Below are 14,564 nucleotides of genomic sequence, written 5' to 3'. Positions count from 1 at the left end.
CGGGCCAGAACACCGTCTTTTCGAGAATGCCATGACCCCGAATCCGTTTACCACGCCACGCGACCTGCTGCGCTACGCCACCACCCGTTTCAATACCGCCAAGCTGTTTTTCGGTCATGGCAGCGCCGAGGCGTTCGACGAGGCGGCCTATCTGATCCTGCACACGCTGAAACTGCCGCTCGACAAGCTTGAACCGTTCCTGGACGCCAAGCTGCTGCAATCGGAAGTGGCCGCCGTGATGAACGTGATCGACCGCCGCAGCATCGACCGCGTGCCCGCCGCCTACATCACGCGCGAAGCGTGGCTGGGCACGTATAACTTCTATGTCGACGAGCGCGTGATCGTGCCGCGTTCGTTTATCGCCGAACTGATCCCCGACTACTTTTCGCCATGGGTGCCGGAACCGGAATCGGTGGAGAACATCCTCGAACTGTGCACCGGCTCCGGTTGCCTGTCGATCATGATGGCCGACGCCTTCCCGAGCGCCACGGTCGATGCAGTCGATATTTCGGCCGACGCGCTGGCGGTGGCCAAGCGCAACGTCGACACGTACAAACTGGCCTCGCGCATCAACCTGATCGAGTCCGACCTGTACGCCAACGTGCCAGTCAAGAAATACAACCTGATCGTCAGCAACCCGCCTTACGTCAATTCGCAATCGATGCGCAGCCTGCCACAGGAATACCTGGCCGAGCCGCAGATCGCCCTGGATGGCGGCAGCGACGGCATGGACCTGGTGCGCAAGATTATCGCCGGCGCGGCCGAGCGCCTGACCGACGACGGCATTCTGATGATCGAGATCGGCAATGAGCGCGAATACGCGGAAGCGGCCTTCGGTGAACTGGGCCTGACCTGGCTGACGACGAGTGCCGGCGACGACATGGTGTTTTTGCTGACGGCTGAGCAATTGAAACTGGTTTGATTGACTAACGCATTACCTACTCAACCCACCAGCAAAGGCCGGGGTCGGACCCTCAGGGTCCGACCCCAGGTGTGCGCCCTTGGGTTAAATCACAAAGAAAAAAATGATACGTTTCCTACAAGTAAGCCTGATGCGCGGCATCAAACCGTTGCTCGAACAAGTCGACGTCACCCTCAACCCGGGCGACAAGATCGGCCTGATCGGCGCCAATGGCGCGGGCAAATCGAGCCTGTTCGCGATGATGCGCGGCGAGCTGCACCCTGACCAGGGCGAAATCGATTTCCCGGCCAAATGGCGCGTGGCTTACGTGGCGCAGGAAACCCCGCCGCTGGACCGCGCCGCGCTCGATTACGCGATCGACGGCGACGCCACCTTGCGCAAACTGGAAGCGGAACTGGCGTACCTGGAATCCCAACCGGAAACCACCGAGAACGGCATCGCCATCGGCAATATGTACAGCGCACTGGCCGACGCCGACGCCTATACGGTGCAGTCGCGCGGCGAGCAATTGCTGCTGGGCCTGGGCTTTACCCTGGACCAGATGCAGCAGCCGGTGGCCAGCTTCTCGGGTGGCTGGCGCATGCGGTTGAACCTGGCGCAAGCGCTGATGTGCCCGTCCGACCTGCTGCTGCTCGATGAACCGACCAATCACCTGGATCTGGACGCCATCATCTGGCTGGAAGACTGGCTGAAACGCTATGCCGGCACCCTGCTGATCATCTCCCACGATCGCGACTTCCTCGACGAAGTGGTGAACGTGGTGGTGCATATCGACGAACGCAAGCTGAAACGCTATTCGGGCAACTATTCGAGCTTCGAGCGCCAGCGCGCGGCGCAAATGATCCTGGCCGCCGGCGCGCTGGAAAAGCAGCAGCGCAAACGCGCCCACCTGGAGTCGTTCGTGAACCGCTTCAAGGCGCAAGCCTCCAAGGCTCGCCAGGCGCAGAGCCGCATGAAGGCGCTGGCCAAGATGGAAGAGCTGGCGCCATTGCGCGCCGCCGCCGAGTTCTCGTTCGAATTCCGCGAGCCGCTCTCCGCGCCGAATCCGCTGCTGGTGATGGAAGACGTCGATGCGGGCTACAAGATCGAAGATGAAGCGACCGGCGACATCACGCATAAAACCATCGTCAATGGCATCAAGTTTTCGCTGCAGATCGGCCAGCGCATCGGCTTGCTGGGCCAGAACGGCGCCGGCAAATCGACCCTGATCAAGACCATCGCCGGCGAGCTGACGCCGTTGACGGGAGACGCCACCATGGGCAAGGGCCTGAACATCGGCTACTTCGCCCAGCACCAGGTGGAAATGCTGCGCCATGACGAATCGCCACTGTGGCACTTGTCGAAGATCGCGCCGACCACGCGCGAGCAGGAACTGCGGAACTTCCTCGGCGGCTTCAATTTCCCCGGCAATATGGTCACCGCCTCGATCGCGCCGTTCTCGGGCGGCGAAAAAGCCCGCCTGGCGCTGGCGCTGATCGTCTGGCAACGGCCGAATTTGCTGCTGCTCGATGAACCGACCAACCATTTGGACCTGGAAACACGCGAAGCGCTGACCGAAGCGCTGGCCCAGTTCGAAGGCACGCTGGTGGTGGTATCGCACGATCGCCACCTGCTGCGCGCCACCACCGACGAATTCATCATCGTTGCCGACGGCAAGCTACAGCCGTTCGACGGCGACCTGGACGATTACAAGGACTGGCTGTTCAAGACCAAGCTGGGCAAGGGTACCGATGTGCTGCCGGCGGCCGGCAAGGCCAACAAGACCGATTTCCCGGTGGTGTCGCCAGTAGTTGCCGCCGCACCTGCCGCGCCCGTGCGCGACAAGCGCAAGGAAGCGGAAGACCGCCAGAAAACGGCCGCCCTGCGCAAGCCGATCGAAAACAAGATCAAGCGCCAGGAAGAGCAGATCGCCAAGCGCAATGCGCAAAAGGCGGAAACCGACGCCAAGCTGGGCGAGCCGACCATCTATGACGCCGCCAACAAGGCGAAATTGAAGCAACTGCTGGCCGACCAGACCTTCTTCACCAAGGACCTGGCGCAGCTGGAAGCGGAATGGCTCGATCTGCAGGATCAGCTGGAAAAGCTGGCGGGCTAAGCATCAACAGCATCCCATGAAAGACGGCGCAAGCCGTCTTTTTTTTACGCCGCCCGCACCGGCTGGCTGGTGCGGATCGCCATCAGCCGGTCGATGTCGATCAGGATCAACCGCCGCCCCGGCGCCAAAGCCACGCCGATCAGATAGTCCGCTTCCGCCGCGCCGAGGCCCGGCACCGGATGGATATCATCCCTGGACAGGCTGACGACATCGGTCACGGCGTCGACCAGCATGCCCATCACGCAGCTGCTCAGTTGCAAGATGATCACCTCGAGCGCCGGATCGGGCGCCTGCCTGGCCGTGCCGAAGGCGGCGCGCATGTCGACGATGGGGATGATCATGCCGCGCGAGACGGCCACGCCGTGCAGCAGCGCGCCGTCCGACGAAAAGCGGTCCAGCTCCCTGAACGGGCGCAATTCGCGCACGCGGCTGCATGGCAGGCCGTAATCGAGTCCGCCGAGGCGAAAACTCAGGTAGTCCGCCGTTTCCGCGGTACCTGGCGTCGTCGTGGGCTGCATGAGCGTCCTTTCAAGATTCGGAAACCTCATGCTAACCAGCTTGCCTGTGCCGGCGTTGTGGAACATCAAATTGCTTGTAGGACACTTCCAGCAAGATCATCATCGTTTGCGCCGGCACATCGCCGCCGCCCTGCCTGGTTTACAATGACTGCCTTATTCCACCGCAGGCTGGCCATGCAACACCTTATCAATCCCGACGAAGTCGAATTGTCCGCCATCCGCGCCCAGGGGCCGGGCGGGCAAAACGTCAACAAGGTCTCAAGCGCCATCCATTTGCGCTTTGCCATCGCCGCCTCGTCGCTGCCGGACGCATACAAGGAGCGTCTGCTGGCCTTGCGCGACAGCCGCATCAGCAAGGACGGCGTGCTGGTGTTGAAGGCGCAGCAATCGCGCAGCCAGGAACAGAACAAGGAAGAAGCCTTGCGCCGGCTGCAGGAAATCATCGACAGCGTGACCTTCCTGCCGGCCGTGCGGCGCGCCACCAAGCCCACGCGCGGCTCGCAGCGGCGGCGCCTGGACAGCAAGAGCACGCACAGCGCCCTCAAGCAGTCGCGCGGCAAGGTGACGGATTAAATGGTATCGAGTGCTGGCGGACTGTAGGTCCAGTCCAGGCTGCCGCTACTGTCGGCAAACACCATCTGCGTGACGGGCACGGCGCTGTGCAGCAGGGCCTTGATTTCCTTCGGCCCCAGGTCATACACCCTGGCTTGTCCGGGCGGCACCACCATCGAACGCACGATGGTGTCGCCGTCGACCAGGCCCAGCACGCAGCGCGACTGGCCGGCCGTCGCGGCGCGCTGCGAGCGGCCTTCGTCGGCCAGCGCCAGCATCTGCGCCTGCAGGATTTCCGACTGTTTCACTTCCACCCTCAGCCGCGCCACTTCCTTGAGCACGGGCGCGATGCGGGCCGCCAGTTTGTCGTATGGCGCCTGCTGGGCTGGCTGCAACACCAGTTCGCCACGCCGCAACTGGCCGGCCAGGGTCAGGTAGCTGCGCACTTCGGGCAATTGCGCGATGGCGTCGATTTCCTGCTGGCGCTTGCGCTGCATTTGACCATACTGCGCCGCGCGGGCGACGCTGTCGGCGATTTTCTGTTCCAGCAGGGACAAGTCCGGCACCAGCGGAAAAGCGCGCATTTCGATCTGCTTGCGCGACCCGGCGCTGCCGACGTGGATGGTGCGCGCCGCCACCGCGCAGCCAAGCGCCATCTCGATGACAACCTCATCGGCGATGATGTCGCAATTGCTGGCATGCTCGATCACCACGCGGGTACCGGAAATGACGCAGCTTTCGGCGCGCTGCAGCCGCACTTCGCCATTGCGCGTCTGGATCACGGCGCCGGACGCCACGCCATCGACGCGGATATCGCCCTGCTCGCTGACCGCCGTGCCGCCGACCAGGTTGCTATGCAGCAAAATGGTGCCGCCCTGCGAATGCAGGCGGCCATATACATGGCCGTGGATGGTGATGTCGCTGCCGTCGAGCTGGCGCTGCTCCTGCACTTCGCCATACTCTTCGTAGGCGGCGCGCAGCTTCAAATTGCCCGTGGTGCGGCTGCTGACCCCTTCGCGGCTGACGATCTTGTTACCGATGGAAATCTTGCCCTGCTCATCGATATTCAGATAGCCTTCCATCGCGGCCACCAGGAACTCGCCGTCGCTGTAGCGTTCGACCAAGGTCCCCTCGCCCGCCACCGTGGCCAGCTCGACTTCCAGCGGTGGCGGCGGCGGCAGGACGGCGCCATCAAGCGCGTGGCCGGGCAGGCCGGGGAAGGACGGCAGCTTGTACAGCAGGCGCGCATGCTTCTTGACTTGCGGGAAACGGTTCTTGAAACTGAGCAGGTCGAGCCGGCCGTTCGAGCGCTCGCGCGGCGCGTCGTTGCGGTGGATGCCTTGCGATACCTCCACCAGTTGCGCATCGCGCCCCGGCTGGGGCGGCAAGGCGCGCGCCACGGTGATGCGCTCGGCCTTGCCGGAGGCGATCATGGCGCGCACGACGCCGCTGTCGATGCCGTAGTAGACGCCCTTGGCCCACAGCGCGGCAACCATCTCGTCGAAATCGCGCGCCACCGGCACCCGGCTGTCCTCGCTCGACGGCACGGTTTCGAAATAGCAATCGGCCACCTCGGCGCCGACCTTGATATGTTCGTACAGCTCGCGCCGCAGCGGCGAAAATGGCGCCACGCTGGCGGCGATACGCACCACGGCTTCCCCCTTGGGTGCCATGCGCGGCGCCGGTGCGTGGTACAAGGTCATCAGGAAAAGAGGATAGTCGATGCCAACGAGCAGCATGCCGGACTGGAATAGCTGGTTGACGGCCGAGTGCAGCTGTTCCGGTGTCAGCGACAGGTCAAAAAACACGCCTTCCTTGCGCTGCAACAGGCCTGGCGCAAGGCCGCCAGCCTGGTTGGCGCCAGGCACCGGTGTCTCTTCATTGCTCACTGCATCCCCCAATAGCGAAACTGATCACGTTGCACTGGAACAATATCACGGGGAAGCCCGGCGTGCGTGCCGGGCGAGGCGGGGAAACACAAAAAAATTCAGGCGCAATCCGTGGCCGCGGCAGGCCGCAGGCAGCGCCCGCCGGGCTTAGCGGCGCGGTGGATTGGAATAGATATCCTGGCCGACTTCGTTGATCTGGCGGCGCAGGTCGCGGCGTTCATCGGGGGTCATGCGGCCGGTGCGGCGCGCGGCATCGGCGCCGTCGCCACTACGGCGCTGCTCTTCCACGCGCGTATCGAAACTGCGTGCGTCACGTTGTTCGCGGTTACGGTTATCATTGCTGCGCTGCGGCTGTTCGAAGCGCTGCGATTGCAGTTGCTGCTGGTCGTCACGGCGCGGTGGCTGCTGCGACTGTGCCTGGGCCACGCCACAGGCCAGTACGGCGCACAGGACGAACGAAGACAGCACATGCACGGCAGGTGCGGACGAAGATGCGCTGGGAGCGGTGTGAATTTTTTGGCTGACGATATTCATTGAGTTCCTCTTCCGCAATGCCGTATAAACATAAAGCTGAATTCCACTGTGGCCCCAGTGTATGATGCTTTACACGGTGCAGTAAGAGTAATTGGGTAAAGTTTGTAACAGTATGTAATGGGTCGCGCCAGCCGCTTGCTCATGCTGCGCCAAGCGTTACTATAGCAACTAATGGACGATAACACGACACCCCAAATGACCACAACCTCCACTTCCGGCAGCAATACAACAACGCAAAACATCCATGGCCACCAGGCGAAAATCATGGTGGTGGATGACGATGTCCGCTTGCGCGACCTGCTGCGCCGCTACCTGACCGAACAGGGCTTCAATGTCTTCACGGCCGAGAGCGCCACCGCGATGAACAAATTGTGGCTGCGCGAACGCTATGACCTGCTGGTGCTCGACCTGATGCTGCCTGGCGAAGATGGCCTGTCGATCTGCCGCCGCCTGCGCGGCGCCGGCGACCAGACGCCGATCATCATGCTGACAGCCAAGGGCGAAGACGTGGACCGCATCGTCGGCCTGGAAATGGGCGCCGATGATTACTTGCCGAAACCATTCAATCCACGCGAACTGGTGGCGCGCATCGGCGCCGTATTGCGCCGCAAGGGTCCCGACGAAATTCCGGGCGCCCCATCGGAAACGCCGCAAACCTTCGAGTTCGGCGACTTCGTGCTGGACCTGGGCACCCGCACCTTGAAAAAGAGCGGCGAAACCGTGCCACTGACGACCGGCGAATTCTCGGTACTGAAAGTGTTTGCACGCCATGCACGCCAGCCGCTGTCGCGTGAAAAGCTGATGGAACTGGCCCGCGGGCGCGAATACGAGGTATTCGACCGCAGCCTGGACGTGCAGATCTCGCGCCTGCGCAAACTGATCGAACCCGATCCGTCGAGCCCGCTTTTCATCCAGACCGTGTGGGGCCTGGGCTACGTTTTCATTCCGGACGGACAGCCGCGCTGATCGCTGGCGAGGCTAGATGAAACTTGTTCCCGATATCAGCCTGGCGCGGCTGAAAAGCGGCCTGTTCTGGCGCACGTTTTTGCTGCTTGGCACCTTGACCACCGTCAGCATGATCTCCTGGATCGGCATGATTTCCGTGATCCAGCGCGAACCGCAGGCGCAGCAGATTTCCGCCCAGGTCATTTCCGTGGTCACCATCACGCATGCGGCGCTGACGCACTCGGCGCCCGAGCTGCGCCGCGAGCTGCTGTTCGACCTGGTCAGCAATGAAGGCATCCGCATCTTCCCGCTGGAGGAAGACGACCGCATCGATCCGCCGCCCGACAACTACCTGATGCCCGACATCGAGGCGCTGGTGAAAGCCAAGCTGGGCCACGACACGCGCTTTTCCGCGCGCGTCAACGGCGTGGCCGGCTTCTGGGTCAGCTTCAAGATCGACGACGACGAATACTGGCTGATGCTGGACCGCGAACGCCTGCGCGGCCTGACGGGCTTCCAGTGGCTGGGCTGGGCCAGCCTGGTGTCGCTGCTCTCGCTGCTGGGCGCAGCGATTATTTCCAGCCTGATCAACTTGCCTCTGTCGCGCCTGACGGTGGCCGCGCGCGCGATTGCGCAGGGCAAGCAACCGGCGCCGCTGCCGGAAAAAGGCCCGATCGAAATCATCGAGGCCAACCGCAGCTTCAACCAGATGGTCGACGACTTGCAGCAGGTGGAATCGGACCGCGCGGTGATCCTGGCCGGCATCTCGCACGACTTGCGCACGCCGCTGGCGCGCATGCAACTGGAAGTGGAAATGGCCAACCTGTCCGACGAAGCGCGCGAAGGGATCCAGTCCGATATCGGCCAGATGGACGACATCATCGGCCAGTTCCTCGACTACGCCAAGCCGACCGAAGCGTCGAGCTTTACCGACGTCGACATGAGCGGCCTGCTGGGCGATCTGGCGCGCGAAGCGATGCGCCTGCCTGACGTCAAGCTCACCACCGCGATCGCCGACGGCGCCCACGTGATGGGCAACCCGACCGACTTGCGGCGCGTGCTGAACAACCTGATCGAAAATGCGCGCCGCTACGGCAAGACGCAGGGCAGCGAGTTCACCGAAATCGATATCGCCTGCCAGCTCAAGGGCAGCAATGCTTCGCGCCGCGTGATCATCGACGTGCAGGACCACGGCCCCGGCGTGCCGGCGGAAAAGATCGAACAAATGCTCAAACCGTTTACGCGCCTCGACACGGCGCGCGGCCAGGCCAACGGCGCCGGGTTAGGCCTGGCCATCGTTGACCGCGTGCTGCTGCGCCACGGCGCCGAACTGCAGGTGCGCAACCGCAGCGGCGGCGGGCTGGCGTTCCAGATCAGTTTGCCGGCGGCGTGACCAGCAGCTTGCTCATCAACAATTCCGTCGCACCATAGCCGTACAGCGAATCGCTTTCCAGGCCCGGCGTATCGAAGGGCACGGATTCTTCGCGGTCCAGCTTGGCGGGATCGGCGTCGGCATAGGTGGCGCGCCAGGCGCGCTGCAGGGATTCGTTGCGGCGGATAAACGAGGGCATGGGCCAGGCGTCGCGGTCCCAGTGTTCGCTGTCGCCCAGCATGGTCCAGCGCTCGTTCAGCAGGGCCATGTCACCGGTGCGCAAGCGGCGTACGGCCTGCTCGGGACGCAGGGTTTCCAGCTCGGCCAGCGGCGGCAGCGCGTCGCGTTTCGGGCCGAACATATACGCCAGCATGATGCGGCCGGCAGGCGCCCTGCGCGCCACCACGCCGACCGCATGCCCTCCCCCCTGCAAGGGCACGGCAAACCAGCTGCCTTCGCGGTATGGTAAAGACTTCATCAATGTAAACTCCCAAAAACGTATTCGGGACACAGTCTACGCGAGCCCTCACTTCCGCGGCGCATGGTAGGCCAGCGCCGCGTACTCGCCTATTCGACTTTTTCGTCGTAGTGGAACTGCGCCACGATCGGTCCTGCCTTGAACAGCGCCTCCTTCAGCTCCTTGTCCAGCCGCGCATCGCGCCGGCGCATCCACTCGAACAGCATGGCCGCTTCGCGCCGGCTGGTGTCGCCCGCATGCGCCAGCACGCGGCGCAGTTCGGGGTCGGTGCAGGCCTCGAAACGCTGGCTGTGGAGGTCCAGCGCCTGCAGCGCGGCGACCAGGGCACCGATGGCGCGGTGCATGTCCAGCGCGGTGGCCGGCAAGCCGGATTCTTCCAGGGGTAGATGGGACATGCTGTTTCCTTTGTATGCGCGGGCGACATGCCTCGATATGCGCTGCATTTTCCACCGCGCGCCGGAAAATCTCAAGCGGCAAACACGCGTGCGGCCATCATCGTCCATAATCAGGCCTCGAACCTCATCAGTATCAGGAGAGCCATGTTCAATTTCGACTTCTACAATCCCACCCAAATCCTGTTCGGCCAGGGCCAGATCGCCGCCATCGGCAAGCTGATACCACCGCAGGCAAAAGTGCTGATGACCTATGGCGGCGGCAGCATCAAGCAGAACGGCGTCTACGATGAAGTGCGCGCCGCGCTGGCCGGCCACACGGTGCTCGAATTTGCCGGCATCGAACCGAACCCCAGCTATGAAACCCTGATGCAGGCCGTCGCCCTGGTGAAAAGCGAAGGCATCGATTTCCTGCTCGGCGTGGGCGGCGGCTCGGTGGTCGACGGCACCAAGTTCATCGCGGCGGCCGCCCTGCGCGACGGCGAAGCGTGGGACATCCTGGAAAAAGGCGGCAAGATCATCGACGCGGCGCTGCCCTTCGGCACCGTGCTGACCCTGCCCGCCACCGGTTCCGAAATGAATGGGTCGGCCGTCATCACGCGCAAGGCCACCCAGGAAAAGCGCTCGTTCATGAGCCGCAAGGTATATCCGAAGTTTTCCGTGCTCGACCCGAGCAAGACCTTTACCTTGCCGCTGCGCCAGGTCGGCAACGGCGTGGTCGATGCCTTCGCGCATGTGATGGAACAGTATCTGACCGCCTCCGTCAACGCCTCGGTGCAGGACCGCTTTGCCGAAGGCATTTTGCTGACCCTGATCGAGGAAGGCCCGAAGGCGCTGTCGCATCCGGACGACTACGACGTGCGCGCCAACGTGATGTGGTGCGCCACCCTGGCGCTGAACGGCCTGATCGGCGTGGGCGTGCCGCAGGACTGGTCGACCCACGCCATCGGCCATGAACTGACGGCCTTGTACGAACTCGACCATGCGCAAACCCTGGCCGTGACCCTGCCCAGCATGCTGCGCGTGCGCAAGCAGGCCAAGCGCACCAAGCTGCTGCAATACGCGGCCCGCGTGTGGGGACTCGATGGCGGCGACGAGGACGGCCGCATCGAAACGGCGATCGCGCGCACCGAATATTTCTTCCGCCATATGGGCGTCAAGACGCGCCTGGCCGACTATGGCCTCGGCCATGACAGCGTCGATGCGGTGATTGCCGCACTGGAAACGCACGGCATGACGGCGCTCGGCGAACAGGGTGAAGTGACCCTGGCCGTCAGCCGCAAGGTGCTGGAACTGAGCTTGTAGAGTGTTGTAAAAGCGCCAGCCTGGCAGACAGCGGGCGGCGGTTCATGTTAAGCTACCAATTCGCTAGGGGTCCTGGAGCTGTTATCCGGGTGAGATATACCCTTCGTACCTGATCTGGATAATGCCAGCGAAGGAAAGCGCAAAGTACCTCCCTCCTTTGATAGCTCCTGCGTTGGCGCCAGCCGAACAAGCAGCCTGCCGTTCTCTTCTCGATGAAGCGGCTTGAACCACGAGCAATCATGTCCACACCGAATCTGTCTGTCTCCGTTTTGACCCTGGCCATCGCGCAAGCGTTTGCCGTACCCGCCTTTGCGTTTGACGCCGCCAATGCCACCGATGCTGTCGATACCCCGTCCAGCATGGCCGAAGTGATCGTTACCGCCAGCAAGGTACCCAATGCGAAACGCGCCGCCGTCGGCGGCTTTTCCGAAGCGCCGCTGCTGCAAACGCCAGCTGCCGTCACCGTCATTTCGCAGCAGACCATGCAGAACCTGCAGATCCGCAATACCAGCGACGCCGTGCGTCTCGACGCCAGCATCAACGACGCCTACAACGCGGTCGGCTATGCCGAACAGTTCTCGATCCGCGGCTTCAAGCTCGACAACAATTCCAGCTACCGCAAGGACGGCATCGCGATTCCGGGCGACACGCAAATTCCGCTGGAAAACAAGGAACGCATCGAAGTGCTGAAAGGCCTGGCAGGGCTGCAAGCCGGCATGGCGGCGCCAGGCGGCGTGATCGACTTTATCGTCAAGCGCCCCACCAATGCGCCATTGCGCACCGTCACCGTCGAAGCGCGCGAGCGCGGCACCGTGTATGGCGCCGTCGACCTGGGCGGACGCCTGGAAGACACGCGTTTCGGCTACCGCGTCAACGTGGCCGCCGAACGGCTGCGTTCCTACATCAAGGGCGCCGACGGCAACCGCAAGTTCATCTCGGGCGCGTTCGACTGGCAAATTTCGCCGCAGGCACTGCTGCAGCTGGACGCCGACTACCAGGACAAATCCCAGGTCACCGCCCCCGGCTTCCAGCTGCTGAACAACACCACCCTGCCGACCGGCGTCAGTGCCGACACCCTGCTCAACCTGCAGCCATGGACGCGCCCGGTCGACACCATCACCAGCAATATCGGCCTGCGCTTCCAGTACGCCTTCGACGACAACTGGCACGCCACCATCAGCGCCAACCAGCACTCGTTCAAGCGCGACGACTACACGGCGTTTCCGTATGGCTGCAGCGCGCAGGACCTGTATCCTGGCTTCTGCGGCAATGGCGATTACGACGTGTACGACTACCGCAGCCTGGGCGAAACCAAGAAGCCGCTCAGCGCGCAAGCCATGATCCAGGGCAAATTCGCCACCGGCAGCCTGCGCCATGAATTCACGGCCGGTGTCGCCACCTTCCGCCGCAAGGACCGCGCCGGCCGCTATGTCTATGATTACGCCGGCACCAGCAATATCTACCATCCCGTCATCGTCGACATCTCGAACGGCGTGCAAGGCCCCGTGCGCCAGACGCGCAATGACAGGGAAAACTCGGTGTTCGTGCAGGACATCATCAACGTATCAAGCAACTGGAAGCTGCATGCGGGCCTGCGCCATATCGATGTCGACGGTTTTCAATATGTGCTGAAGGCCGACCCGAGTGTGGCCGAAGTGCGCGCCAAGCACGCCTTTTTACTGCCGAACCTGGCCCTGGTGTACAACCCGCTCGATAACGTGGCCGTGTATGGCGCGTATTCGCAGGGCATGGAACACGGCGGCACGGCCGACCGCAAGGCCGCCAATGCGAATGAAGAATTGTCGCCTAGCCGCTCGAAGCAGATCGAGTTCGGCGTCAAGGCCGATATCACGCCGGAGCTGATGCTGGCCGCCAGCCTGTTCCAGATCCGCAAGGGCCTGGAATTCCAGAACGCCAATAATTACTTCGTGCGCGCCGGCCAGGCCCAGCACCGCGGGCTGGAACTGTCGGCGCAAGGCAAGGCCAGCGCCGACCTGAACATCGGCGTCTCGGTCACCGCACTGAACAGCCAGCAGTCAAGCACCGGCGAAGCCTCGCTGGACGGCAAGCGCGTGCCGAACGTGCCGGCCTTCAAGAGTGCCGTCAACCTCGACTACCGCGTGCCGCAAGTGGCGGGTCTGTCCGTCAACGGCAGCTGGGAGTATTCGGGCAAAAAGGCGTTTGAATTCAACAACAACACCTTTGTGCCGTCGTACCACGTGGCCAGCCTGGGCGCCGCCTATGCGCTGCGCCTGGCCGGCAAGCAGGCCGTGCTGCGTGCCACCGTCAACAACGTGTTCGACAAGTTCTACTGGCGCGATGTGACGCCGGAATCCGACGGCTATCTGTTCCCGGGCGCCAGCCGCACGGTCAAGGTGTCGGCGCAGTTCGACTTCTAAGCGGTTGAAAGCAGCTGATCGAGCAGCGGCAAGGCTTGTTCCATGCGCTGCTCCAGCTGGCCGTGCAGGATATGATGGGGAATCCGGCGCGTTGCCAGCTCATCGAGCAATTGCCGGTAGATCAGCTGGCGCACGGCTTCCGATTCGCGCTGCAGGCCGTCCGCCACCCATGGCGTATCGGGCGCCGTCACCAGGGTCAGGTCGTACTGCGTGCCGGCGGCCAGGGCGGCAAGCTGGGCATCTTCACCGCCAAAATAATGGCGGCTGTACAGCACCGTCATCAGGGGTGTGGTATCGCAGATCAGCACGCCGCGTGCCGATGCGCTGGCCTCGCGTTCGCGCGCGACCTGTGTGCCGGCAATGAAAAATTGATCGTCAGCCACCGGCACCCTGCCCCGCGTTTCGACAAATTCACGCAGATATTCCGGCACCCACACGGTGCCATGGCGTTCGGCCAAGGCGGCGGCCAGCGTGGATTTTCCCGACGATTCCGCCCCGAGGATGGCGACCCGCAACAGCGCATGCGTCATTTGAGGACCATCGCGTCGGGTGCGGCCGGCGCCGCTTTTTTCCAGGCCAGCAGGCCGATGGTGGCCATCACCACGAACACGGCATACAGGATGGCGGTCAGGGTCAGGTCCTTGTAAACGTACAGGCCCACGTACAGGATATCGACCACGATCCAGACGATCCAGTTTTCGATTTTCTTGCGCGACAGCAGCAGCTGACCCAGCAGGCTGCCGGCCGTCAGGAAACCGTCCGCGTGCGGCACGTCGGTGTCGGTGGAGGTGAGCAGCCAGGAAATCAGCAGGAAACCGATCAGCCAGGCGCAGCAGCTGCCCAGCCAGCCGCGCGGCGTGAGCCAGGTGACGGGCAAGGCGGGCGCGCCGCTTGCCGGATGCAGCCATTGATACCAGCCCCAGGCGGAGATGGCGATAAACAACAGCTGCAGCGCCATGTCGCCATACAGGCGCGACTCGAAAAACACGAAACCGTAGGCGGCCGAGGAGATGATCGCAAACAGCCAGGCCCAGTGGTTCTGCCGAATGTTCAGTGCGACGGTTGTCAGTGCCAGGACAAAGGAAATCAGTTCGAGCGGCGTGGTGGCAAAACCCAGCAGGAGAAGCGTATCGTTCATGAGAATGGGGATGAGGCTGGTGGTG

General features: G+C 63.0%; 14 protein-coding genes and 1 riboswitch. Of the genes, 7 read left to right on the top strand and 7 right to left on the bottom strand.

The features are described 5' to 3' along the window. Positions 1–31: 31 nt before the first annotated feature. Positions 32–922 (top strand): 50S ribosomal protein L3 N(5)-glutamine methyltransferase, encoded by an 891-nt coding sequence (gene prmB, locus ACP7B7_RS04685; RefSeq protein ID WP_426075906.1) that lies wholly within the window; start codon positions 32–34, stop codon positions 920–922. 103 nt (positions 923–1,025) lie between these two features. Next, positions 1,026–3,017, top strand: coding sequence for an ATP-binding cassette domain-containing protein (locus ACP7B7_RS04680; RefSeq protein WP_426075905.1), 1,992 nt, complete (start codon positions 1,026–1,028; stop codon positions 3,015–3,017). Positions 3,018–3,061: 44 nt separating this feature from the next. Here ACP7B7_RS04680 and ACP7B7_RS04675 read toward each other — a convergent pair whose 3' ends face one another. Further along, positions 3,062–3,535, bottom strand: a complete 474-nt coding sequence (locus tag ACP7B7_RS04675) for a chemotaxis protein CheW (protein ID WP_426075904.1) — start codon at positions 3,533–3,535, stop codon at positions 3,062–3,064. Between the two features lie 174 nt (positions 3,536–3,709). Here ACP7B7_RS04675 and arfB point away from each other — a divergent pair, with 174 nt between their 5' ends. After that, positions 3,710–4,108: an alternative ribosome rescue aminoacyl-tRNA hydrolase ArfB gene (gene arfB, locus ACP7B7_RS04670; RefSeq protein ID WP_308925480.1), complete on the top strand. Its 399-nt coding sequence runs from the start codon at positions 3,710–3,712 to the stop codon at positions 4,106–4,108. On the opposite strand, the gene ACP7B7_RS04665 is transcribed toward arfB, so the two are convergent. Together ACP7B7_RS04665 and ACP7B7_RS04660 are read right to left on the bottom strand one after the other, a co-directional pair. After that, entirely contained in the window at positions 4,105–5,976 is a 1,872-nt protein-coding gene (locus ACP7B7_RS04665) for a flagellar assembly protein A (protein ID WP_426075903.1), read from the bottom strand. The genes arfB and ACP7B7_RS04665 overlap by 4 nt on opposite strands. 147 nt (positions 5,977–6,123) lie before the next feature. Beyond that, the gene (locus ACP7B7_RS04660) at positions 6,124–6,510 is read right to left on the bottom strand and encodes a hypothetical protein (protein WP_426075902.1); all 387 of its coding nucleotides are present in this window, start codon (positions 6,508–6,510) and stop codon (positions 6,124–6,126) included. Between the two features lie 264 nt (positions 6,511–6,774). On the opposite strand from ACP7B7_RS04660, the gene ompR reads away from it, so the two are divergent. Together ompR and ACP7B7_RS04650 are read left to right on the top strand one after the other, a co-directional pair. Further along, positions 6,775–7,476 (top strand): two-component system response regulator OmpR, encoded by a 702-nt coding sequence (gene ompR, locus ACP7B7_RS04655; RefSeq protein ID WP_232730910.1) that lies wholly within the window; start codon positions 6,775–6,777, stop codon positions 7,474–7,476. Positions 7,477–7,492: 16 nt separating this feature from the next. Continuing rightward, the gene (locus ACP7B7_RS04650) at positions 7,493–8,848 is read left to right on the top strand and encodes a sensor histidine kinase (protein WP_308925477.1); all 1,356 of its coding nucleotides are present in this window, start codon (positions 7,493–7,495) and stop codon (positions 8,846–8,848) included. Here the strand turns inward: ACP7B7_RS04650 and ACP7B7_RS04645 are convergent. Beyond that, on the bottom strand, positions 8,829–9,305 hold the full coding sequence (locus ACP7B7_RS04645) for an Imm26 family immunity protein (RefSeq protein ID WP_308925476.1): 477 nt from the start codon (positions 9,303–9,305) through the stop codon (positions 8,829–8,831). The two genes, ACP7B7_RS04650 and ACP7B7_RS04645, sit on opposite strands and share 20 nt — an antisense overlap. Positions 9,306–9,394: 89 nt before the next feature. Beyond that, a complete protein-coding gene (locus ACP7B7_RS04640) occupies positions 9,395–9,700 on the bottom strand; it encodes a hypothetical protein (protein ID WP_426075901.1) in 306 nt (101 codons plus the stop codon). 144 nt (positions 9,701–9,844) lie between these two features. Between ACP7B7_RS04640 and ACP7B7_RS04635 the strand changes: the two genes are divergently transcribed. Together ACP7B7_RS04635 and ACP7B7_RS04630 are read left to right on the top strand one after the other, a co-directional pair. Then, positions 9,845–11,002: an iron-containing alcohol dehydrogenase gene (locus ACP7B7_RS04635; protein ID WP_426075900.1), complete on the top strand. Its 1,158-nt coding sequence runs from the start codon at positions 9,845–9,847 to the stop codon at positions 11,000–11,002. A gap of 55 nt (positions 11,003–11,057) precedes the next feature. Beyond that, a riboswitch (TPP riboswitch) is annotated at positions 11,058–11,155 on the top strand. Between the two features lie 86 nt (positions 11,156–11,241). Continuing rightward, positions 11,242–13,401 (top strand): TonB-dependent siderophore receptor, encoded by a 2,160-nt coding sequence (locus tag ACP7B7_RS04630; protein WP_426075899.1) that lies wholly within the window; start codon positions 11,242–11,244, stop codon positions 13,399–13,401. Here ACP7B7_RS04630 and ACP7B7_RS04625 read toward each other — a convergent pair. Both ACP7B7_RS04625 and pnuC read right to left on the bottom strand, forming a co-directional pair. Continuing rightward, positions 13,398–13,931: an AAA family ATPase gene (locus tag ACP7B7_RS04625; RefSeq protein WP_426075898.1), complete on the bottom strand. Its 534-nt coding sequence runs from the start codon at positions 13,929–13,931 to the stop codon at positions 13,398–13,400. The genes ACP7B7_RS04630 and ACP7B7_RS04625 overlap by 4 nt on opposite strands. Beyond that, complete coding sequence (pnuC, locus tag ACP7B7_RS04620; RefSeq protein ID WP_426075897.1) at positions 13,928–14,539, bottom strand: nicotinamide riboside transporter PnuC; 612 nt, start codon at positions 14,537–14,539, stop codon at positions 13,928–13,930. Before pnuC ends, ACP7B7_RS04625 begins: the two co-directional genes overlap by 4 nt. Between the last annotated feature and the right edge of the window lie 25 nt (positions 14,540–14,564).

The organism is Janthinobacterium sp. PSPC3-1 (genome assembly GCF_049896105.1).
In the GTDB taxonomy this organism is placed as follows: domain Bacteria; phylum Pseudomonadota; class Gammaproteobacteria; order Burkholderiales; family Burkholderiaceae_D; genus Janthinobacterium.
Note: the sequence above shows the minus strand (reverse complement) of the source record. Positions and strands in the feature narration are given on the sequence as shown.